This is a genomic window from Actinoplanes sp. SE50/110 (assembly GCF_900119315.1).
GTDB lineage: Bacteria > Actinomycetota > Actinomycetes > Mycobacteriales > Micromonosporaceae > Actinoplanes.
The window spans coordinates 6,769,364-6,792,268 of record NZ_LT827010.1 but is presented as its reverse complement, the minus strand read 5'-3'; the positions used below and the strand labels follow the sequence as shown (position 1 = coordinate 6,792,268).

Below are 22,905 nucleotides of genomic sequence, written 5' to 3'. Positions count from 1 at the left end.
GCGGCGCTCACGCCGTCAACGGCGGCATGCCGGCCTCGGCGGCCTCGACCGTGTCATACACGTCGAGCACCTGATCCACCACCGCCACCCGCAGCACGAACGCGACGATGTCCTGCACCGCGGCGACGCACAACCGTCCGCCCCTGCCGTCAAGCTCCTTGAACCACACCATCACGACGCCCACACCGCTGGAATCGAGGAACGACACGTCGCCGAGGTCCAGCACCACCTGGACGGCACCGCCGTCGGTGACCTGCTGAAGGAAGTCGTCCAGCTGCGGGCTGGTCGCCATGTCCATCTCGCCGCCGACCTTCACCACGGTGCAGGCCCGGCCATCCCGCGCTGACAACTGCAGATCCACGACAGCCTCCGCAAACCGATGCGCCCTCTGGCAACCCGTCACCCCGATAACCGGCAGCGGTGCCTGTCAACCCACAGCGCTCTCCGCCTGGCACCCGAGCCCGGCCGCTGTACCGTATCCGCGGATACCAGGAACGCAAGCGCGCCCCCACAGGTCGGGACTCGCTCGATGCACGTCGGCGGCGGTCGCTCATGCCAGGGGTTTGCCGCCGGTGACCCCGAGCACCTCGCCGGTGATGTAGCTGGATTCCTGCGAGGCGAAGAAGACGTACGCGGGCGCCAGTTCGGCGGGTTGTCCGGCACGAGCGAGCGGGGTGTCCTCGCCGAACGACTCGACTTTCTCCTTGGGCATGGTGGCCGGGATCAGTGGTGTCCAGATCGGTCCGGGGGCCACAGCGTTGACCCGGATGCCCTTGTCGGCCAGGTTGGCGCCGAGGGCTTTGGTGAAGGCGACGATGCCGGCTTTGGTGGTGGCGTAGTCGAGCAGGTTCGGCGACGGGTTGTACGCCTGGATCGACGCGGTGTTGATGATCGTGGAACCCGGTCGCATGTGCGGAACGGCCGCCTTGCTCAGCCAGAAAATGGCGTACAGGTTGGTCTTCATCACCCGATCGAACTGCTCGGTGGTGATGTCCAGCAGGCCGTCGTCCTGCGACATCTGGTACGCGGCGTTGTTGACCAGGATGTCGAGGCCGCCGAGGTCGTTGACCGCCTTCGCCACGATGGTCGCGCAGTGCTGTTCGTCGCGGATGTCGCCGGGTGCGGTGACCGCCTTGCGACCGGCCTTCTCGATGAGCTGTGCGGTCTCCCGCGCGTCGTCCTCCTCCTCGGGCAGGTAGGAGATCAGCACGTCGGCGCCCTCGCGGGCGAAGGCGATGGCCACGGCCCGGCCGATTCCGGAGTCCCCGCCGGTGATGACGGCCCGCTTGCCGTCGAGCCGGCCGGTTCCGTGGTAGCTGTCCTCGCCGTGATCCGGCACGACGTCCATCTCACCGGTGATGCCGGGGTGCGAGATCCGGTCGCTGTCCTGCGCGTCCGGCGTGCGGTACTGATCCTGGGGGTGCTGAGGTTCGTACTGGTTGTCGGGCACGGGGTGCCGCCTTCCTGGTCGATGAGAAAGATGGCTTCCCGCAACGGGCCGAAGTAGTCCTCAGATCACGATTTATCGTATTTGCTGGTTCGTTTGGCCCGCCCATGACGCCGCAGGTGTCATGGGCGGCGCCGTGATGAACAGGATGCCGCCAAGAACGGTCATCTCCAGGAGAGGCCGCGAGCCCCGGGCCCGGGGCCGGCGACACGTCACCACCGACGGACGACGTCCTCCGCCTCAATGGCCAGCGAGTTGCCGTGCACCGCGGCGCGCTCGCACAGGATCGTATAGGCCTCGCCGATGCTGTGGTATGCCTGAAAGGCCCGCGCCACACCCAGGCCCTGCTGCGGCTGTACGCGCTACAGGACATCTGCGGGCGCGATCGTGTCGCCCGTTGCCCTGGATCAGGCGCCCATGATCTCGACTACCCGCCGACGCGATTCGTCATCACCGCGGTGCCATGTCATGGACATCGACGGCCACGTTCTTGGGCCCACCGAGAGCTCGGCACCAGGTCGAGCGGGCGCACGCCTACACCCCGATGTGTCGATGACGCAGGACTGGCAGCCACTCGCATGCGGGCGATGCTCGACTGTCGGGGACCACCCGGCGGTACTGACCCGGTCCGGGGGCGCGCTTGCCCCATATGAAGAGGACACCCTTGCCGATCTGATTTCCCGCACCGCTACGGTGACCAATGCATTCGTCAATCTACCCGCCGTTGACGGCGTGCAGAGGCGATCACGCTAGCCGATCGCACTTTCCGTAGAGCCAGCAACGCAGGGTCCGGGCTTCAATCGGATAATGCCTCATCTGGGCGCCGTTCTCGAAAGTTGAGGGGTGGGCCATGTCCGATACCAGCGTGATCGTGAGAGACCAGATGACCGGGACGTTCAGATTCCGTCTGGAGCTCGGTCGCGACAGCAACGAGGTCCGGATGCAGCCGCGGCGGTTCGGATTCGTCACGGAGAAGGCCGCGAAGATGGTGTATGACCGGTTGTGCCCCAGCGTGATGCCCGGCAAGCGCGGCCGCGGAATAGATGCACCACGCAGGTGGTCAGTGCGGGGTGGCTGCTGTCGTGGGAGCAGGAACTGGAGCCGAACAGCAGTTAGAGCAACGGTGGTTGCTGGGTTTGCTCTACCCGTACGTCGGCCGGGTTCGGTCTTTCCGGCTCCGTGCGCGGATGGTGAAGCGCGCCTATCGGGACCTGGAGGCCGACCACTTCTCCCGGACCATCTTGCGTAGCGATGTCGTTCTGTCCGGATCTGCATTTGAAACGACACGGCTTGATGTTGCTTAGCCCGATTGGTTGATCACGCCTAGGGTGGAGACCGAACGCAAGTGCCCCAGCCCGCGGAGAGTCGTCACGATTGCGGTGACCGCCGTCTCGGCCAGCAGTCGGATTTCGCCTGGAATCGGTCGAATGTGCATGACCTCATTACGGGCTCGAATGACTGCCTCGCTGCGGCGTTGCCAGGCGCCTCTCGTTTCCCCGAGGACCGCCTCGAACAGATCCCATCGCACCACGATAATCTGGAAAAGGTCGTTCGGGTTCAGGTAGTCGATGGTGTCCAGTGAGCAGTCGACGACGGGTCTGTAGCGACCTTGCCGGGATCGGGCGTCGCTGACGATCTTACTGAAGGAAGCGGGCAGCAGGCCGAGACTGTCGCCGTCCGGAGCGGCCTCTGAAAGGACTGATCGAATGAGGCGCCGCAAACCCACTTCGCAGTCGAGCCACAAGCTACGGAAATCGCGACCATCGGCGATCGAGAGCAGATAACGACCGAATTCGGCAGAGAACGGCACCAGCGACTGGTCGTCCGTCTCGACGACGAGACCGTAGCGGATCAGCGCAAGGGCGTCGTCGATAGAGACGTCGAGGCCGATACCGTCAATGACCTGATAGAGCTTGTCGACACCCGAACCATCCAGGTCGGCATCGATGATTCGAATAAGGCGAGCGAAGAAGTCGGCGTACGCGGAGCGCACGTTCCGGTACGCCAAGTCGGTGTCGCCCGAGCTTTCCACCAGCTCGTAGCAGAGAAGCTCTAGGAGGTACGGATGACGACCGGCCACGCTTGTGATCCACTCATTGTGTCGCTCAAGGTCGACCCCCGCCGCGCGAGCCCGCCGAACCATCGCATTTTGTTCGACAGGCTCGAACAGATTGGTGTACGTGCGAACAGCCAACACCTGGTCGAGACAGGACCCATTGGTCGAGCCGAGCTCCAGTGTCTTGACACGCTGACGGGAGACGGTGACGAGACCGGTCGAGGACCAATCCTCGGTGCACAGGTCACGCAACAATTGGAAATGCGCAGTCTGAACGCCGGCCAGGTTGATTCGATCAAATTCGTCGAGGACGACCAGCACCTTCAGGCGGCGTTGATGAATGGTGCTGAAAAGCTTGATGAACTGACTCATGATGCCGTACCAACTGGACTCGGCCTCGAGCGCGTTCAGGGTGGCCGTAAACCCGGCCAGGTCGCGTGCCGGCAGGCCGTCGAGCGCCTCCACAGTGGCGCGTCCGATCAGCCGGAAGACATCCTCAATCCGTCCGACCTTGCCGATCCCGATTAGTACGACGGCGAGATCTGGCCGGACCGCCGGGATGTCGATCAGGCTACGGTAGATCAAGCTGGTCTTACCGGTCCGATGGTTGCCGATGATCGACATGTTCGACGGCCGATCGCCTTCGACGATGCCGCGCACTCGGGCGACCAGATCCTCGCGCCCGACGAAGCGGTCGCCCCGAGCCGGCTGGCCGACATTCTGAAAGGGGTTGCCGCCGGTCATCAGGCCACCCTTCGGCGGAGCCAGTCGTGGTAGAGACGTACCAGGATCCGGTAGGCGCCCGCTTCCTGGACGACGACTTCACGCGCCTCGAGATCCTTGAGGATCGAGACCACGTTCGGTACGGAACACCTCCGTTCCACATCTTCGATCGTCGCTCGGCCGTCGTTGGCAGCGACCGCCACCGCGGTGAGGACTTCGCGGACCGCCTCCGTCGCGATGGCGGTGGTGGATGGCTCGCCGCTGGTCTCCAGGTTGTCGAAGTCGCCCGGGCCAAATTCGTTGAGCAGCCATTCCCGGACAAGTTCGACGTCGGCCTCAGTCACCAGCGGCGCCTTCGAGCTGTTCATGTGTTCCACCAGCTGATAGCAGAATCGCTGGATGTAGAACGGGTTGCCGCCGGTGAGACTTAGAATCTGTTCCTGCGCCCGCTCCCGGTACCGTGACTCGCCGTCGGGACCGCCGATCCGGATTGGTCGGTCCATGAGCTCCAAAGCGTACCGTGGTTCGAGGTAGTTGACCCGGCGTTTGTCGAACACGCCGAACTCGTTGGCGTACTTGTCGATGAATGATTGCATGGCGTCGAGGCCGACCACCACAAGGTGGAACAATCGCTGCTCCAAGACCGCCTTGAGCGCCTGAACGAAAGTGGACGAGACTCGCCCTTCGGCAATCCAGGTTGCTATGAATTGGAACTCGTCCATCAGCACGATAAATGCCCGATCACGCCACTCGCTGTGGCGCGCGGCCTCAGCGTTGAAGCGCTCGAACACGGTGATGAAGTCGCCGACCGGGACCCTGCTCGTGAGGAACTCGTCCCGGGGCAGGTCGGCCGGCAGGAATTCGATCGGATCGCCCAGCGCAGCGGACCGCTGCCGAACGACGGCGTCGGCCTTGGTGAGAATCGTCCACAGCAGGATCTGTAGGGTAGCGTTTGCTTCGCCGACACTGACCGGTGCCAATTGCCCGATGTTGGCAACATCGACTACCAGGAACCGGTCGCTCTTCTCGAGCCGCCGGGACAGGTGCAGACGAATCGATGACTTACCAGCCCGCTTCTGTCCGTAGATCGCGACGCCAGCGCCGGGCCCGGTCGCCTCGACCAGCAGCGCCTCAATCTGATCGACGAGTTCCTCGCGTCCGAAGAACATATCTGGGTCGGTGACGGTACGGCCGGCGGCACCATCCTTGAACGGGTTAGGGCTGATCTTGGTGAAGTCGGCCTCGGACATCAGGCGTACGGCGAGCGTCGCACTGATCCGGCCCTTTTCGTTGGTACGGGTGCGGTAAGTGACGTCGATCGGCAGGCTGAAAGCGCCCGATGCGACCAGTTCCTTGCTCAGCTCCACCTGGATCGACGAGATCTTGGCGTCGCCGCCGCGCACGGTCGGCACGGACTTCACCACATCGAGCACCTTGATGCCATCGGCCGCGGCGGCGAGGTTGACGACCAACTCGGGCGACTCCACGGGCGCACAGCTAGGCTCATTGTAGAGCTTCACCTGCACGGTGATCCGGTTGTGCAGGTCCGGGGTGTACTCGACGAGCGCCAGCGAGAGGGTCGGGTCGGGCTCACGATCGGCGTAGAGCCGCTCTAACGTCTTGTCCACCTGAGCCAGGGTGCGGGAGGCGATCGGCAACAGGTTCCGAACGGCCAGCCGGGTCGGTGCCGCCTTCACCTGTTCGGCAAAGTCCCTCATCGCGCCTTGTACCTGCAGGTAGCGGAACTCGCGCTCCTCGAAACCGGGCTCCTTGAGCCCATACTGCAGCAGCCGGAAGTTCGTCTGCAACTTTCGGCAGGCTTCTCGGTCTACCGCCAGCGCGACCGTCCGCTCGCTGTGCAGGTTGTCCAACACCGTGAAGGCGCGATCAAGACTGACCTCGCCGACTTCTAGGCCATGCAGGAGTCGCAACTGCTGTTCGATCTCGTCGCGGTCGGACTGCCGGCGCAGACCTGCTTCCCGCCACGCCTCGATTACCCGTTCGGTGGTCACATCGGGGGACCGGAGATCCAGGAACTCGGCCAGGTGCCGGCGGGCCGCCCGGGCAAGCGAGGGGACGTGCTCGATCGCACGGATAGCCGACTCAGAGGCGAATCTGGTGCGGGCTGCGAGCTCGTCGACCGCCTCGAACAGCTGTTGAACACTTTGCTCGGGAACTTCCCGGAGGTCGTCGGCGAGGGCGGCGCCCACCTCGGCCGCCGACAGACTACTGTTGCCGCCTCGGTCGTGGGACACCGTGAGGGACTCCGGGCTGTCGAAAATCGACCGAAGGTAGCGCTGCAGGGCGTTCCAATACTCCTGCATGGTCGGTTGCCGGAGCTGATCGGCCAAGGCCAGAGCCTCGAAGTAGATTTCCCTGGCTACCTCGGTGTTGGTTGACAGCATGGTGTCACCGAGCGCGGTGAGCCCGCGTAGCAGCAGATCAAAGAAAGCTTGAGCGTTACGCTCAGCGCTTTCGGACCCGCCACCGTCAACGGTGGAGACCTCGAGCTCGATTCTCGCGGCCGAGATGTACGCGTCGTACCTCTCCCGGCTGCGCTTGTTGCGTGCCTCCTGTGCTCGAGTCCGAAGGTAGCGGATGTCGTTAGCGGCAAACTTGCGTTGCTGCCTGATGCCGTCGGCGGCCTCGGCGAAATTGTCCAGGATGTACTGACCAAAGTCGGAGATCGCCTCGAACCTGATGTCGGACAGGCGGCGGACCAGCAAGTCCAGGTCTGCTGTGCTGCCGCCCTCGCGCATCTGCCGGATCTTGTCCACGATCTCCAGTGCCTGCGCGTCCTCCTTGCTGCGCAGTTCCTCGATGACCTCTTCGGCTTGGTCCAGGTCGCCTGGTTGGTCCCGGCGCATCAATGCGATGGCGTATGTGCGGCGGGCCGACGCCTCCGACGGCGCGACCCGCAACAGCTCCTCAGCGTATGGCGTGGCGTCCTGCGAAAGGCTGAGTTTGGCCTGGCAGATCCGCCGCAACACCACCTTGCGCTGCCCCGCCTCCAAATGTCCGGCGAGCATCGGCTCCAGCAGCCGTAACGCGTCCTCGTACCGCTGGGAACCCATGTAAAAGTCGATGAGGATCTGATCTAGGGAGGCGCTCGGCGGCAACCGATCAGCGAACTCTTCCTCGATTACCTGTAGAGCGGCCTCCGGCCCATCGACCCTACGGGTCAGCCACGCCAGGTCCTTGATCGCACTCTCCGCATTGATGTTCTTTCGGATCGCGTCCCGATAGGCCATTTTCGCCCGCTCCAAGTCCTTGGCCCGGTGCTCGAGGTACTTGGCCTGGTCATACTCGTTCCGCTCCGCCCGTCGCTGGCGAGTGGCCGGCTTGGCCGGCGGTGGTAGCGGCCGCTGCGGGGGTGGTGCCGGCACGATTCGCGGTGTCACGCTCTTTGGGTTGATTCGGGCCGGCATATCCAGGGACGGGAGTGTCGGCACCGAGAGGACGGCCGCTTCAGGGCCGTTCTGCAGCATCTTCGCGGCACGGGCCGCGAGTTCCACATCACCCGCACTGCTGGCGAGGCTGTGGCAGGCCTCAAGCACCGAACGTCGTACCTCGGGCGTCGCCTCAGCCTCCGGGCGGATCAGGTGGAGCAGGCCAGCAGCGCCCAACCGTTCGCACAATGCCAGCAACGCCCACCATGCGTCTGGATCCTCCTGCGGCGTCGTGCCGTCGATATAGCGGATCAGCCCCTGCCGAGCGATATCCACCCGGTCGGCGCGAAGTGCCGCGATCGCCGTGTCGAGCCACCAATAGGGCGCGACATCCGGGACGATGAGCGCCGCACTTAGATAGCGGTCGCTGGCCGTCTGTAGATGGCCAGCCATGTAGTGCAGGTAGCCGGCCAGCCGGAAGGCCGAGCTCGAATGCGGTTCGCCGAGCAGGATCTGGTCCATCTCTGTGGCCATGCTCGTGCACCGGCCGAAGCGCGGATCGAGCTCTTTCACTCGAACGGCGTACTCGAGCTGCTGTCGGACGCGGTCCAGTGCAGCCTCGTGGCTGTGCACGTTGAACAGCTCGTCGTTGGCATACGTGACGAAATCCGGCGCGGCCAATGGACGCTGCATAATGATCGTCGCCGCGCCAGAGGGCACGATCAGGCGCGGAATGACCGGCGGTGCTTCCGGGATGCGCGCAGCCGGTTCGACCGGCGGCGGCACCGAGGCATTGGGCGGGATCGGTTCCGCAGCGGTGGCCTTCTGCGGCTGGCCGGTGGTCACGGTGATTATGCTGGCCAGCGCGACCGCGTGCTTGATCCCGGTGCCCTGCTCCTCCACTACGAGATGGCTCATGCTCAGCGTGGCCAACGTCCCAGCGATCTGATGGCCGGTGGTCTGGTACACATAGATGAAGTCGCCGACCTTGGCAACCGCCTGAACAAGGTCAAGATCCACCTTTGTCCTCATTGTTTCGGGAGCGGGTTGCCGGCACGAACGTGAGTGCCGCCCTGACTGCGTCCGGAAATCCGAGGCTACGCGGATGTTACGGCCTCGGCTATCATCGAACGGGCGATTCCATTCCGTCAATCGGACGCCCGTCGGTCACGTGGATCGCGAAGGTCCAGCCGATTGCAATGATCAATAGCTAAGCCCTACCATATGCCGATGAAGTCGGCCGACTGGGCCCTGATCATTTCTGCGGCTGCGTTGTTGATCTCCCTGGGCGGCACAGCAGCGGCGATCTGGCAGGCTCGTATTGCCCGGCACGCGGCGGAAATTTCCGGCCGAGCCGCGGATGCGAGCTCCGCCCAGGCCATCGCCGCTATCCAACAGACGAATGTGCTGAGACGCCAGCTTTCCGCCGAGGACGACGACCGCGCTTTGCGCGACGCCCCGGAATTCGTTATTGAATTCGTTGGTGAAGGCGAGTGGGGCACCTGGCGGACAGACCGCCGTGGCGGTCGCCGGTTTGCCGCGATCTCGCGGCACAACAACCCGTCGGTCCATGACTGGGTGAAGCGGCGCCAGCTAGTTCTCGGGCACCGACGCGGTCCGGCGGTGCGCACCTCGATCGCAGTCGACGGCCGGCAACCGCCAGATGCCGAACTGCTCGACCCTGGCCCGTTCGACATGGTCGAGGGCGCCAGCCGACGGATTCCGATCGTCACGGTGCACGCGCTCGAGGGCGCGGAGTTGACCGTGGTGATCACCAGCGAGGAGTTGTCCGGGCAGGGTCGCCGCTGGGTCAGCCGTCGCGTATTGGCACTGTGACGTCAGGAGTTGTGATCGCATCAGGAGATCCGTTCCAGCCACGGCGTACGTTTGAGCCGCACCATCGGCTCGCTGCCTTGCGGCCGGTCCAGCAAGCTGGAACGGCGCAGCACTCGCAGAAACCGCTGGCGGTCGCGGTTGTCGTAACCGAAGAGAACCTGGGCGTCGGCGTGCTCGTCTCGTTCGCGCATCAGAGCGAGCACCTCGTGCTCGGGAACGGCGACGCCGACTTGGTCCGCCAGGAGATTGCCGAGCGTACGCAGGGCGCTGGCAACCGAGTGGGCCACTGGGTGAGTCTCGATGACCGTCAGTGCATAGCCGTCCGATCCCGCTGGGATGGCGTCGATGACGCCGATCCGGCGGGCATGGTCGATGACCTCGTGCGCGGCCTTGCCGCCCTTCCGGTCTATGTCGGCGGCGATCGGGGTTGACCGCAGATCCTGGAATAGCCGATCGCGGGACACACCCTCGGTGTAGCTGGCGAATGCCCTCCGGTTGATCTCACAGATTACCCGCCACAGCGGCTCCAGCAGCCCGTCGGCCGACCACTCCAGGCGCGACTCGAACCGGCCGTCCGACCGCTCCATAAGCCAGCCCACGTCCTTCATCGCGCCGATGACCCGAGCAAGGCGCCGGCCGTCGTCGGCTGCGAACCGGCCTACCCCCAGGTCGCCGATGGTCGGCAGCCGTGCGGCATTGCCTGTACGCCTAAGCACCCAGTCCGCGTCTTCGACGATGTCCAGGACGGTCGCAGACGCGAAATTCAGGTAGGTGCGCCGCAGCACGGCGGGGCGGTTACCGGTGTCCCGCTTTGCTGGCACGGCGACCTTACGGGTATCGACCCGAGCGAACTGCTGCAGGCACGCAGTGTGCTCTACCTCTTCATCGCCCGGCTGCAGCAGGCCCCAATCCGCAAGCATGCGTATATTGCGGGTCTGGTCGCCGCCGAGGACACCGCCGGCCATGCACACCCGGTAGAGGCTTAGCACCCGGGTAGCGGCCGCTTCGGCGTCCGACTCCGGCAGCGGCTCGATGTCCAGGACGTCGGTGAGCGACAGCAGCCTGACGTTTTGCTGGGCCGCGATGCGCCGATACTCCGGGGAGAGCGTGCGCGTCGAGGCGACGACGAGCACAACCTCGGCCCGGGCCTCGATCATGCGGTCAACCAACGGAATGAAATCCTGGTCGCCGGTGGCCAGCAGAAACAGTCCGGGCCCGCCGCCTGGGGCGTGAATGTGATCCATCGCCAGCACCGCGAGCACAAGATCGGCCTGTTCCTTGGCGGTGCGGGTCTTGTGGATGCGAGCAATAAAGGTGCTGGTGATTGCACCTTCTACACTGGGCGCGAACTGCTCACCGACGAAGTGAGCGCGCACCAAGTCTGGCGAGCCATGCCGGGCGCACTCGTCACGAGCGATCTTGATCAGATCGCCGACCAGATCGGAGCCGAAGGACAGGCGCTGATTCTTCAGGTGGATGCTGAGATTGAGCCAGTCGACCAGGAGGACCGCTTCGTTGATCGTCATCAGCACACCATTCGAGTCGCTACGGAGGCAGCGCGCTTATTTTGGACCAAGAAGACCGGGAATGAAACCCTACGATCGGCTGACCGGGATTAGATAGCTCGGTAAGATCAAAAAAGACCATCGGAAACCTGCCGAAGAAAAAGTAAGCCCCGATGTAAATCGAGGCTTACTACGGGGTTCGTGGCTGGATTGTGCTTGTTGGTGACCGACATCGCCGGTCGCAATCCACCAGCCGCCCTCAGTATCTGCAACAGTACGCCGGACTTGAGCACATCGCAAACGTCGGTCGACGGCCTCAGCGGGATGGCACATGGGTACCCCCGTAGGTCGGTCTCCCATTGCGCGCGCTAGGTGTAGTGACCACGAGAGGTGTTGACACCGCGTGACTGCTTGATCAAATAGAAGCCCTCCGGCGAGGCGGAAGTTGCGACGGTTCACCCTTGACCGGAGGTCTCTAAAGCCGACCGTAAAGCCCGGCTGACCGTGTATGGCTGATGCTTGTCAATCCAGCGTCTCGTCACCGACCGGGGCCAGGTCGCGCACATGGTCTAAGAGCTCGGCATGTGGCGCCCGGTCGTGCCCGGGAGTCAGCGGTCTCGGCGCTGGGTGGCGAGGGCCGAGGGGAAGTTGAGGTCCGCCTTCATCACCGCGGCGCTCAACGGGGTCGTCAGGTCGGCCAGCCGGCCGCATCCGTCCGCTCCGATCGCCTCGTAAGGGTAGGTGGCCAGCTGGTCCGTGCGGGCTTCGAGGGATCGGCGCCAGCGCTCTCCTTCGGGGTTGAGGGTGAGGTCGGGGCCAGGGGCGAGCCATCCCCGCGCGCGGAGCCGGTCGATGCCCGCGTTCCACTGTTCGTCGCTCCAGAATCGGCTGACGCGCAGCGCCTCCGGCGGTACGGCACCGGTGGCGGCGTGGGTGATCAGTGCCTCCGGCCCGTCGAGTCCTTCGGTGTGCAGCAGCGCGACGTGGCTGTCCCCGCGGAACTCGCGGAGCAGCGTCTGCGCGTGCCAGAGCACCAGATGAGGCGCGCGTGGCCACGCCAGCGAGGCGTGCGCCGCGAACAGCGGCCGCCCCGGGAGACGGTCGCACGCCCGCTCGGCGGCGCGGCGCGCGAGGTCGGCGGCCTCGCGTACCGCGGAACCGCCGGTGTCGTCGCCCCAGGCCTGGCGCAGTGAACGGTCGACGGCCTCGTACCGCGCCTCGACGACCTGTGCCGCAGTGGCGATGTCCCAGGCCGCGGGAAGGGCGGACCGGACCGCGTCCGGGTTGAAGTTGAAGAACGTCGCCACGGTGACTTCCGCGGGCACCGGACCCATCGCGGCCGACCGCGGTGCGAAGTACGTCATGGCGCGGCCCGTCAGGCCGATGCCGGCATAGGTGTCGCGGCCGTGCGGTGAGAAGTAGATCATCCCGTGGATCGGCTCTGCGGCCCGGAACGTGAGCCGTGCGGTGTCCGGCGAAACGTCGCTCATGTGACTCCCATCGGGACGGAGGGCGAGGTCGGGCAAGGCCCGCCTGGTTCTCTGCCGGGCGGGCGGGACGGGGAACTCCCGAGGGTGCGGCCCGGGCACAGCGACATCCTTCCATTTCGTCGACCCGGTGAGCCACCTCCGGCGCACCGACGTCGAGGCCGCCGCGCCGGCCGTGGGAACGCCGTCACCCGTCCTGCGATGGCCCGGACCGGTCGCGGAGCACACCGTCGATGATGCCCGCCAGGCCCCGGTGCACGTGGTCGCCGGCGATGAGCTCGCCCCACTGCTCGGACAGCGCGGCCAGGTGCGGGTACTCCTCGGCGGGCAGCGTGGTCAGCAGCCGTTGGCGTCGCGACGGCTGCTCGGGCTTGCGCGTGCCCGCGTTGATGAACAGCTCCCCGGCCACGAAGCTCCACAGCAGCTGGTAGAGCTCGACCGCCTCCTGCCGGTCCAGGCCGCACCGGATGGCCGCCTCCAGCAGGTGTTCGACGGCCGGCAGGGTCACCACGCCGACCAGCTCCTGCGACCCGAGGATCTCGGGCAGCCACGGGCACCCGTCGAGCAGGTGGTGCAGGTGCACCGCCGCGGCCAGGAGATAGTCGCGCGGCTCGGCCGGGAAGTGCGGCAGCGGCGTGCTCTCGGTCTTGGTCGCCAGCAGCATCAACAGCAGCGCGTCGCGGTCCCGAACGTAGTGGTAGAGCGCCATCGGTGTGGTCTCCAGCTCGCGGGACAGCCGGCGCATGGACAGGTGCTGCACACCCTCGGCGTCCACGATGGCCTGTGCCCTGGCCGCGATCATCTCCTGCGTGATCCGGGCGGGGCGGCCCAGTTTGGCACGGCGTGGGGGGACGGCAGGTTGCACGGCGATTCCTTCCGGTCCGGGGGTGGCGATAGACTTATCTTACGCGTATAACTTGTGTGTAAGAAAACGATGAGGGAGTGCGCATGGCTCAGTTGGAGCCGAAGAGGGGCGGGGCTCTCGCCGCCGTCGCCCTGGCCCAGTTCATGGTCACGCTGGACATGACCATCGTGAATGTGGCCCTGCCGTCGCTCGGCGGTGACCTGGGGTTCGAGCCGACCCAGCTGCCCTGGGTCGTCAACGTCTACGCCCTGCTGTTCGGCGGTCTGCTGATGCTCGGCGGCCGGGCCGCCGACCTGTTCGGACAGCGCCGGATCCTGCTGTCCGGCACGGCGCTGTTCGCCCTCGCGTCGCTGGCCGGCGGCCTGGCGCAGGCGCCCTGGCAGCTGATCGCGGCACGGGCGGTGCAGGGCATGGGCGCCGCCCTGATGGCCCCGGCGGCGCTCGCCCTGCTCACCCTCACCCAGCGCGAGGGCCGGGAACGCACCCGCGCCCTCGGCGTCTACGCCGCGGTCTCGGCCGTGGGCGGCGCCGCCGGTGTGCTCAGTGGCGGTCTGCTCACCCAGTTCGCCGGGTGGCGGTGGGTGATGCTGGTCAACGTCCCGATGGCCGCCTGCGTCGTGGTGCTCGCCCTGATCGGCGTCCCGGGCGGGCAGCTCAGCTCCGGGCCCCGCCGCACACTGGACGTGCCCGGCGCGGTGCTGGTCACCGGCGGCGTCGGTGCGCTCGTGCTCGGGTTGCTGCGCACCGACCACTACGGCTGGGCCTCCGCGACCACCCTGGTCACCCTGGGCATCGCCGTACTGCTGATCGTGCTCTTCCTGCTCTGGGAGGCCCGCGGGATCAAGAGTGATCCACTCATCCGGCTCGGCCTGCTGGCCAAGCGCAACGTCGCCGGCGCCAACCTGTTCATCCTCCTGCTCTGCGCGGGCCAGTTCGCGGCGTTCTACTTCATCTCGCTCTACCTGCAGGACGTCCTGCATCTGGACGCGGCCCGCGCCGGCGCGGCCTTTCTGCCGCTCACCCTCACCGTGGTCGTGGCGATCAACATCTCCACCCGGCTGGTTCCCCGGCTCGGGCCCAAACCTCTGCTGGTGACCGGCGGCCTGCTGGCCGCCGCCGGGTTCGCGTGGTTCGGCGCCCTCGACGCCGACGGCGGCTTCCTCACCGACCTGCTGGGCCCCTCGCTGCTCACCGGGCTGGGCATGGGCCTGTCCTTCGTGCCGCTCACCGGCGCCGCGGTCGGTGGCCTCCCGCGGCACGAGGCCGGCATGGCCTCGGCGGTGCTCAACAGCTCCCGGCAGATCGGCGGCGCCCTCGGCCTGGCCGCCCTGGTGACCGCGCAGGCGTCGCGCACCGATGCCCGGCTCGCCGCCGGTGACCCGCCTCTGGAGGCGCTGACCAGCGGATTCGGGATCGGCCTGAGCCTGTCCGGCGCCCTACTGCTGGCCGCCGCACTGGTGGCCCTGATCGTGCTCCCCGGTAAGCGGGCCGCCGGCGTCCCGGCCGGCGAGCCAGCGGCCCAGCGCGGCGCGTCGTCGTCTTCCCCGTGGCCGACGAACGCGCCCGCTGGGTCGCCCCCGCTCGACGCCGCCTCGTCCGTGACCGAGCCGAGGTGACGGTGCCGATGACCCCGCCGACCGGCCTCTGGCCACTGCTCCGGCCGCACCGCTACCAACTGCTGGGCGCCCTGCTCCTGCAGACCGTCAGCGCCGTCGGCGGCGTCGTGCCCTACCTGGCCGTCGTCGAGCTCGGCCGCGAGCTGCTCGCCCCGCACGCCCCCGACCGGCACCGGGTCTGGCTCGTCGTGGCGGCCGGTGCGGCCGGCCTGCTGGTCCGGCTGGTCGCCGGGGCACTGGCCTCGGCCGTCGCGCACGCCGCCGACAGCAGCCTCCAGCTGTCGTTGCGCCGGCTGCTGGCGCGTCACCTGACCGCCGTGCCGATGAGCTGGTTCTCCCGCCAGAGCGCGGGCGGCCTCAACCAGATCGTCCAGAACGACGTCAACGACCTGCACACGCTGGTCGCGCACACCCCCGGCGAACTGACCTCGGCGGTGGTGGTCCCCGGCCTCGCCCTGGTCTACCTGGCCGCCGTCGACTGGCGGATGACGCTCGTGGCGCTCGTCCCGGTCCTGGTCGGGCTCGTCCTGCGCCGGGCGCTGTCCACCGAGCGACGCAAGCGCGACGAGCAGGAGGTGGACGCGGCGATGGGGCGCATCGCGGTCGCAGCGGTCGAGTTCGTCGAGGGCATCGCGGTGGTGAAGACATTCGGCGGGGGTGGCCGTGCCCACCACCGCTTCGTCGGCGCCGCTGACGACTTCGCCCGGCTCTTCCTGCGCTGGGTGGGCAGCGCGGCCTGGCTCGCGTCCCTGGCCACGCTGGTGCTGTCGCCGATGGTGGTGCTGCTGACCGTGCTGACCGGCGGCGCCGCGATGATCGGTGCGGGTGCCCTGGCACCGGCCGACCTGCTGCCGTTCCTGCTGCTGTCGCTGGCCCTGACCGCGCCGGTCGCCGCGCTGGCCCACGGCCTCGACAACGTCAACGCGGCCCGCCGGGCGGCCGGCCGGATCGGGGCGGTACTGGCCGAGCCGCCCGCCCCGCGTCCCGCGGCGCCGCGGCTGCCCGACGGCCACCTCATCGAGCTGCGTGACGTCGGGTTCGCCTACGACGAGGAGCACCCCGTGCTGCACCACCTCGACGTGGTCATCCCGCCCGGCAGCAAGGTGGCCCTGGTCGGTCCGTCCGGGGCCGGCAAGTCCACGATCGCGCAGCTGCTGCTCGGCTTCCTGACCCCGACCACCGGATCGGTCCGGCTCGGCGGCGTGGATCTGCGCGACATCGAGCCGTCGGCGCTCTACCGGCGGATCGCGTTCGTGCCGCAGGACGTGCGCCTGCTGCGCACCAGCGTGGCCGACAACATCGCGCTGGCCTCGTCGTCGGCCGGGCGCGACGAGGTGGTGGCCGCGGCCCGCGCGGCGGGTGTCGACGACCATCTGGGCAGCCTGCCCCGCGGCTACGACTCGGTGGTGGGCGAGGACGCCGGGCTGTCCGGCGGCGAGGCGCAGCGCGTCTCGGTCGCCCGGGCCCTGCTGCTCGACGCGCCGGTGCTGGTCCTGGACGAGGCGACCGCGTTCGCCGACCCGGTGACCGAGGCGGCGACCCGCGCGGCGATCGACCGCGCCGGGCAGGGCCGTACCCGGGTGGTGATCGCTCACCGGCTGGCGACGATCCGCGACGCCGACCTGGTCCTGGTCCTGTCCGAGGGCCGGGTCGCCGAGCGCGGCACCTTCGACGAACTGCTCGCCGCCGACGGGCTGCTCGCCGGCATGTGGCGCGCCCAGCAGGAGGACGCCACCGGGGTGGCGACCGCGCCGCAGAGAGGAACCGTACTGTGATCACCCTGCTGTCGCGCATCCTCGGACCCGACTATGCGCGCCCGCTGCACCGGGCGATCGCCCTGATGGCGATCGCGTCGATCGCCGAGGGCCTGGCCTACGCGCTGCTGATCCCGCTGCTGCGGGCATTGCTGGCCGGCGACACATCGGGCGCCTTGCCGTGGCTGGGCGCGTTCGCCGGTGCGACGGTGGTCGCCCTGCTGCTGCGGTTCCGCAGCGACGTCGCCGGCTTCGCCACCGGCGCCGCGCTGTCCCGGGGACTGCACCACCGCCTCGGCGACCACCTGGCCCGTTTGCCGCTCGGCTGGTTCACCCGCCGCCGGCTCGGCGAGGTCGGCATGCTCACCAGTCGCGGGGTGCTGTCCACGATGGCGGTGCCCGCCCACCGGCTGCAGCCGATGATCAGCGCCGTGCTGACCCCGGCGACCGTCGCGCTCGTGCTCTTCCTCGTCGACTGGCGGCTGGCGCTGGCCGCGGTGCTGACCGCACCGCTGATCCTGCTGGCCCAGGTCTGGACCGGCCGGACCACCGCGAGCCTCGATCGGGAGCGCTCGATCAGTGCCGACGAGGCCGCGAGCCGGGTCGTGGAGTATGTCCGGGCCCAGCCGGTGCTGCGGATGGGCGGCACCACCGGCCGTGGCTTCGGATTGCTCGACTCCGCGCTGGTCGAGCAGCAGCGCACCGGGCGCCGGGCCGCGATCAGGGCGATCCCCGGGGTGCTGGCGCTGTCGCTCACGGTCCAGGCCGGGCTGACCGCGCTGCTCGTGCTCGGCGCGGACCTGGCCCTCGGCGGGCGGATCGCGACGGTCGACCTGCTGGTCGCGCTGATCCTGGCCACCCGGTGCGTCGACCCGCTGCTGTCGCTGTCCGACCTCGCCGGCCAGATGCGCAACTCGCGGGAGGAGCTGGAACGGATCGACGGAGTGCTGTCCACTCCCACGCTGCACGAGCCGGCCGAGCCGGTCGCGGTGCGCGCCGGTGATCTCGAACTCGACGACGTCACCTTCCGGCGTGATGGCCGCGAGGTGCTGCACGGCGTCTCGGCCGTCGTCCCGAAGGGGGCACGCGTGGCGTTCGTCGGCCCGTCCGGCGCCGGCAAGAGCACCATTCTGCAGCTCATCGCCCGGTTCCATGATCCATATTCGGGAAGCGTCAGACTCGGTGGAAACGATCTCAAAACGCTGGCGTCCGGGCAGCTCGCGCAGAACGTTTCCATCGTGTTTCAAGATGTGTATCTTTTCGACGGGACGATCGCGGATAACGTGCGGATGGGCCGACCCGAAGCCACCAGCGAAGAGCTTTCCGCGGCGGCCCGGTCAGCGCATTTGACGGAGGTGATCGAGCGTCTTCCGCAGGGCTGGGACACCCGGGTCGGCGAGGGTGGCGCGGCGTTGTCCGGTGGCGAGCGTCAACGCGTTTCGATCGCGCGTGCGCTGCTGAAGGACGCACCCGTGCTGCTGCTCGACGAGCCCACCGCAGCGCTCGACCCGGTCAGTGAAGTAGCAGTTCAAAGTGCGTTGGACGGTCTCATGGTCGGCCGCACGGTGGTCATGGTGGCGCACCGTCTGCGTACCGTGCGGCATGTCGACCGCGTCTATTTCGTTGAGGAGGGGACTATCGTCGAGTCGGGGACCCATGACGAGCTGCTCGCGCAGGGAGGCCGGTATGCGAATTTTTGGAACATGACGCATATGAGGCACTGTTAAAAAGTGTCAAGCCATTTATAAATCTCTACTACTAGGCTAGTCTGGGCCAGGTTAGAGTCACCGCTCCGTAGGGGCGAGACATCTAAAGGAGGTCCCGGATGCCGACGAATTCCGCGCTTTCCGAAAACAGCGATACCATCGATCGGAGCTCTTATTCACAAGGTGCTGCCGACGATTTACGAGCCTTCGCCTCGACACTATTGGGCAGGTCGCTGACCCCCGACACCGACGGCACGTCACTGATCGAGCTCGGACTGCAGTCGTTGCACCTGATGCGGCTCGTCGGGCGGCTGCGGCGGGCGGGCCGGACGGTCGGCTTCGCCGAGCTGGCCGCCGATCCGACCATCACCGCGTGGGCCCGGCTGCTGGGCGACGATCCCCCCGCGGAACCGGCGGCGGACCGGGAGCCGGCGGGCGACGAGCCCGCCGGCGACGTGCCGTTCACGCTGACACCGGTGCAGCAGGCGTACTGGGTGGGTCGCGGCGACGACCAGCCGCTCGGTGGTGTCGGGTGCCACGCCTATCTCGAGTTCGAGACGCGTGACCTGGACGTCGCGCGGCTGGGCGAGGCCTTCCGCGCCCTGCTCGCGCGGCACCCGATGCTGCGCGCGGTGTTCGCCGGGGACGGCACCCAGACGATCGCCGCCGAGTCGGGCTGGTCCGGCCCCGAGGTGCACGACCTACGATCGAGCACGCCGGCCGAAGCCGGGGCGGCGCTGCGCCGGCTTCGGGAGGGCTTGTCGTACCGGCGGTTCGCGGTGTCCCGCGGCGAGGTCGTCGACCTGCAGGTCAGCCGCCTGCCCGGCATGGACCGGCTGCATTTCGACGTCGACCTGCTGGTCTGCGACGTGCAGAGCATCCGGGTGCTGCTGGCCGACCTGGCCGCGCTCTACGACGGGCGGCGGCCACCCGAGCTGAGCCTCACCTTCGCCGGCTACCTGCGCCGCCGTGCCGCGGGCGACGCGCCGGCCCGGGCCTCGGCCCGCGACTACTGGCACGCCCGGCTGGCCGACCTGCCGGGCGGGCCACGCCTTCCCCTCGCGATCGAGCCCGGCCGGCTGGACACCACCCGGTTCACCCGGCGGATCCGGCGATTGAGCCCACCGGAATGGGCGGCGCTGGGACAGCGCGCCGCGGCCTGCGGAGTCACCCCGGCCACCCTGCTGCTGACCGCCTACGCCGAGGTCCTCTCGCGCTGGAGCGGCGACCGGCGGTTCCTGGTCAACATCCCACTCTTCGACCGGGATCGCGAGGTCCACCCGGACGTCCCCCACCTGATCGCCGACTTCACCAGCCTCACCCTGCTCGACGTCGACCTCGACGCCGCCGGCGACTTCGCCGGGCGCGCCCGGGCGATCCAGCGACGCCTGCACGCCGACCTCGATCACAGCGCCTACAGCGGTGTCGAGGTTCTGCGCGACATGCTGCGCGCCGACCCGGAATCGCCGCGGACCGCGCCGGTGGTGTTCGCCTGCAACGTGGACGCGCCGCTGGTGCCGCCCGCCTTCGCCGAGCGGTTCGGTGACTTCACGTTCATGCTGTCCCAGACCCCGCAGGTCTGGCTCGACAACCAGGTCTACCTCGACCACGACGGCGGGCTGACGATCGCCTGGGACGCCGTCGAGGACCTCTTCCCGGTCGGCCTGCTCGACCACATGCAGGACGCGTACGCCGGCTTGCTGCGGTCGCTGGTCACCGCCGAGTGGGCCGGGGAGCCGGCGATCGGCCTGCCGGAGAGCACCCGGTCGCGCCGCGCCGAGGTCAACGGAGCCGTCCGCGCGCACAGCGGGCTCCGGTTGCACGACGGGTTCTTCGCCCGGGCGGCGCGAGACCCCGGGCGGCCGGCGCTGCTCGGGGGCCACGACGGCTGCCTGACCTACGGCGAGCTCGCCGACCGGGCGTGCCGGATCGGCGCCGCCCTGCGAGCCCGGGGTGTCGGCCGCGGCGACACCGTGCTGGTGAGTGCGCCCAAGGGGGCGGATCAGATCGCGGCGGTCCTGGGCGTGCTCGCCGCCGGCGCGGCGTATGTGCCGGTCGGCGTCGACCAGCCGGCGGCGCGCCGCGACCGGATCGCCGCCGTGTGCGGGGCCGCGGCGGTGCTCACCGCCGGCCCGGGCGCCGCGGACGGCGCCACGCTGCCGATCGCCGAGGCGCTGCGCGAGCGGCCCGTCGCGCCGGTGGCCGGCGAGCCCGGCGACACGGCGTATGTCATCTTCACCTCCGGCTCGACCGGCGAGCCCAAGGGCGTGGAGGTCAGCCACCGTGCGGCCGTCAACACGGTGGAGGAGGTCAACGAGCGCTTCGCCCTCCGGGAGGACGACCGCGTCCTGGCCGTGTCCGCGCTCGACTTCGACCTGTCCGTCTGGGACATCTTCGGTCTGCTGGCGGTCGGTGGGGCGGTGGCGCTGGTGGCGGAGGACGAGCGCCGCGACGCCGCCGGCTGGCTGCGGCTCTGCGCCCGGCACCAGGTGACCGTCTGGAACTCGGTGCCCGCCCTGATGGACATGCTGCTGACCGCGGCCGAACCGGATCCACTGCCCGCGACGCTGCGGCTCGCCCTGCTCTCGGGCGACTGGGTCGGGCTGGACCTGCCCGAGCGCCTGGCCAAGCAGACCGGCGGCCGGTGCCGGCTGGTCGCGCTCGGCGGCGCCACCGAGGCGGCGATCTGGTCGAATGCCTGGGTGGTGGAGTCGGTCCCGGCGCACTGGCGCTCCATTCCGTACGGCACACCGCTGCGCAACCAGAGCTACCGCGTGGTCGATCCGGCCGGCCGCGACTGCCCCGACTGGGTGCCCGGCGAGCTGTGGATCGGCGGGGACGGCGTCGCGGAGGGCTACCGGGGCGACCCGGAGCAGACCGCCCGGCGCTTCGTCCACCGGGACGGGCAACGCTGGTATCGCACCGGCGACCTGGGCCGCTACTGGCCCGACGGCACTCTGGAATTCCTCGGGCGCGCCGACCAGCAGATCAAGGTCAACGGCTTCCGGGTCGAGCTCGGCGAGGTCGAAGCGGCGCTCGTGGCCCACCCGAGCGTCGCGCGGGCCGTCGTGGTCGCCGACGGCGAGCGCAATCACCGGCTGTCCGCCCTGGTGGTCGAGGAGACTCCGGTGACCGGCCCGACACCGTCGCCGGGCCCGGCCGCGGAGCCCACCGCGGGCGGCCGGGACGCGGCCGCGGCCGTGCTCACCGCGCTGCTGGCCGACCTCGGGGCGAGCGACCAGCCGACGCCGATCGCGGGCCTGCCCGTGTCCGCGCGGCATCGGGACGCGCTGCACGCGTGGCTCGAGCTGCTGTCCGAGCGGGGCTGCGCCCGGGTCGAGGCCGGAGTGATCGACGAGCTGCACCGGGCGGACGCGACGCCCGGCGACGCCGGGACGGCGTCGCTCGACCGGGCCCGTCCGCTGCTGGCCGCGGTGCTCGCGGGCACGGCCGACCCGGCGGCCCTGCTGGACGACCCGGCGCTCTCGCCCGAAGGCGTGGACCTGCCCGGCGTCGCCGACTGCCTGCGGGCGGCCGGTGAGGTGGTCGGCGCGGCCGTCACCGCGCCCGGCGCGGCCGGTCTGGTCGTGGAGTACGCCGCGCACGGCGGTCGCACGGCCGACCTGCTGCTGGCCGGCGGCACCCGCGGCGAGGGCACGACCTACGTGACGGTCAGCCGCTTCCCGGAGGTGCCGGCGGCCGCCCGGGCCCGGCTCGCCGGTACGGCCACGATCCGTGGCGAGGACGGCACGACGGTGCCGGACGACCTGCTGCACCGCGCCGACATCGGGCTGATCAACGACACGTTCGCGATCACCTCACCGGCCGAGGCACTGGCCGGTCTGCGGCCCATGCTGCGCCCCGGCGCCCGGGTGCTCGTCGTGGCCGGCGCCGAGGACAGCCCGTCCGCGCTGGTGCTCGGTCCGCTGCTGCGCGGCCCGGGTCCGCGGCGGGCCGCCCCGCCGGTCGCGTCGTGGCTGGCCGGGTTCGCCACGGCCGGGTTCACCGCATGCGAGATCGTGTGCCCCGGCAACGGCGTGGCCCTGATCACGGGCTGCCTCGACGAGACCGCCCCGGTCGTGGCCGCCGGCCGGGTCCTGGACTGGGTCGCGACGCGCCTGCCCGGTCACATGGTGCCGGCCCGGCTGGTGGTGGTGCCGGCCCTGCCGCTGAGTGCCAACGGCAAGGTGGATCGGGGCGCCGCGCTGCGGCTGGCCGCGGCCACCCCGGTACCGGCGGCCGAGTCCGCGGCGCCACGGGGACACCTCGAGGAGGCCGTCGCCGGACTGTGGCGGCGCTCGCTCGGGCGGGACACGGTGGGCCGCCACGACAACTTCTTCCAGGCCGGCGGCGACAGCGTGCTGGCCACCCGGATGCTCGCCGACATCCGGGCGACGTTCGGCACGACCCTGCCGATGGTCGACGTTCTGCGGGCGCCGACGGTGGCCGGCATGGCCCGCCTGATCATCGAGCGCTCCGGCGCCGGTGCCACCGAAGAGACGGAATCCGGCGTGCTCTAGC

General features: G+C 68.9%; 12 protein-coding genes. 5 read left to right on the top strand and 7 right to left on the bottom strand.

Annotated elements, in window-relative coordinates; all coding sequences use genetic code 11:
* Positions 1–7: 7 nt before the first annotated feature.
* The 4 genes from ACSP50_RS30330 to ACSP50_RS30315 form a co-directional block, all read right to left on the bottom strand.
* Positions 8–361 (bottom strand): STAS domain-containing protein, encoded by a 354-nt coding sequence (locus tag ACSP50_RS30330; RefSeq protein ID WP_014693123.1) that lies wholly within the window; start codon positions 359–361, stop codon positions 8–10.
* Positions 362–550: 189 nt separating this feature from the next.
* Positions 551–1,450 (bottom strand): SDR family oxidoreductase, encoded by a 900-nt coding sequence (locus ACSP50_RS30325; protein WP_014693122.1) that lies wholly within the window; start codon positions 1,448–1,450, stop codon positions 551–553.
* Between the two features lie 1,297 nt (positions 1,451–2,747).
* Positions 2,748–4,247 carry an ATP-binding protein gene (locus ACSP50_RS30320; RefSeq protein WP_014693120.1) on the bottom strand — a complete coding sequence of 500 codons (1,500 nt, stop codon included), beginning with the start codon at positions 4,245–4,247 and terminating at the stop codon, positions 2,748–2,750.
* The gene (locus ACSP50_RS30315) at positions 4,247–8,635 is read right to left on the bottom strand and encodes a cold-shock protein, DNA-binding protein (protein ID WP_014693119.1); all 4,389 of its coding nucleotides are present in this window, start codon (positions 8,633–8,635) and stop codon (positions 4,247–4,249) included. Before ACSP50_RS30315 ends, ACSP50_RS30320 begins: the two co-directional genes overlap by 1 nt.
* 210 nt (positions 8,636–8,845) lie before the next feature.
* On the opposite strand from ACSP50_RS30315, the gene ACSP50_RS30310 reads away from it, so the two are divergent.
* Positions 8,846–9,451 carry a hypothetical protein gene (locus tag ACSP50_RS30310; protein ID WP_014693118.1) on the top strand — a complete coding sequence of 202 codons (606 nt, stop codon included), beginning with the start codon at positions 8,846–8,848 and terminating at the stop codon, positions 9,449–9,451.
* A 20-nt stretch (positions 9,452–9,471) separates the two neighbouring features.
* Here ACSP50_RS30310 and ACSP50_RS30305 read toward each other — a convergent pair whose 3' ends face one another.
* The 3 genes from ACSP50_RS30305 to ACSP50_RS30295 form a co-directional block, all read right to left on the bottom strand.
* Complete coding sequence (locus ACSP50_RS30305) at positions 9,472–10,977, bottom strand: NYN domain-containing protein (RefSeq protein WP_014693117.1); 1,506 nt, start codon at positions 10,975–10,977, stop codon at positions 9,472–9,474.
* A 587-nt stretch (positions 10,978–11,564) separates the two neighbouring features.
* A complete protein-coding gene (locus tag ACSP50_RS30300; protein WP_014693116.1) occupies positions 11,565–12,446 on the bottom strand; it encodes a hypothetical protein in 882 nt (293 codons plus the stop codon).
* Between the two features lie 184 nt (positions 12,447–12,630).
* A complete protein-coding gene (locus ACSP50_RS30295; RefSeq protein ID WP_014693115.1) occupies positions 12,631–13,308 on the bottom strand; it encodes a TetR/AcrR family transcriptional regulator in 678 nt (225 codons plus the stop codon).
* 83 nt (positions 13,309–13,391) lie between these two features.
* Between ACSP50_RS30295 and ACSP50_RS30290 the strand changes: the two genes are divergently transcribed.
* The 4 genes from ACSP50_RS30290 to ACSP50_RS30275 all read left to right on the top strand — a co-directional run bounded on the left by ACSP50_RS30290 (position 13,392) and on the right by ACSP50_RS30275 (position 22,904).
* Positions 13,392–14,924 carry a DHA2 family efflux MFS transporter permease subunit gene (locus ACSP50_RS30290; RefSeq protein ID WP_014693114.1) on the top strand — a complete coding sequence of 511 codons (1,533 nt, stop codon included), beginning with the start codon at positions 13,392–13,394 and terminating at the stop codon, positions 14,922–14,924.
* Entirely contained in the window at positions 14,855–16,699 is a 1,845-nt protein-coding gene (locus ACSP50_RS30285) for an ABC transporter ATP-binding protein (RefSeq protein ID WP_198149516.1), read from the top strand. Before ACSP50_RS30290 ends, ACSP50_RS30285 begins: the two co-directional genes overlap by 70 nt.
* Positions 16,696–18,405 carry an ABC transporter ATP-binding protein gene (locus ACSP50_RS30280; RefSeq protein ID WP_014693112.1) on the top strand — a complete coding sequence of 570 codons (1,710 nt, stop codon included), beginning with the start codon at positions 16,696–16,698 and terminating at the stop codon, positions 18,403–18,405. The genes ACSP50_RS30285 and ACSP50_RS30280 overlap by 4 nt, the downstream gene beginning before the upstream one ends.
* A gap of 200 nt (positions 18,406–18,605) precedes the next feature.
* Entirely contained in the window at positions 18,606–22,904 is a 4,299-nt protein-coding gene (locus tag ACSP50_RS30275) for a non-ribosomal peptide synthetase (RefSeq protein ID WP_052311770.1), read from the top strand.
* Position 22,905: the final 1 nt, after the last annotated feature.

Excerpts from the sequence above, each read along its gene's own strand:
- ACSP50_RS30320 (WP_014693120.1), bottom strand. The coding sequence starts at position 4,247 with ATGACCGGCGGCAACCCCTTTCAGAATGTCGGCCAGCCGGCTCGGGGC.
- ACSP50_RS30310 (WP_014693118.1), top strand. The coding sequence starts at position 8,846 with ATGAAGTCGGCCGACTGGGCCCTGATCATTTCTGCGGCTGCGTTGTTG.
- ACSP50_RS30305 (WP_014693117.1), bottom strand. The coding sequence starts at position 10,977 with ATGACGATCAACGAAGCGGTCCTCCTGGTCGACTGGCTCAATCTCAGC.
- ACSP50_RS30300 (WP_014693116.1), bottom strand. The coding sequence starts at position 12,446 with ATGAGCGACGTTTCGCCGGACACCGCACGGCTCACGTTCCGGGCCGCA.
- ACSP50_RS30290 (WP_014693114.1), top strand. The coding sequence starts at position 13,392 with ATGGCTCAGTTGGAGCCGAAGAGGGGCGGGGCTCTCGCCGCCGTCGCC.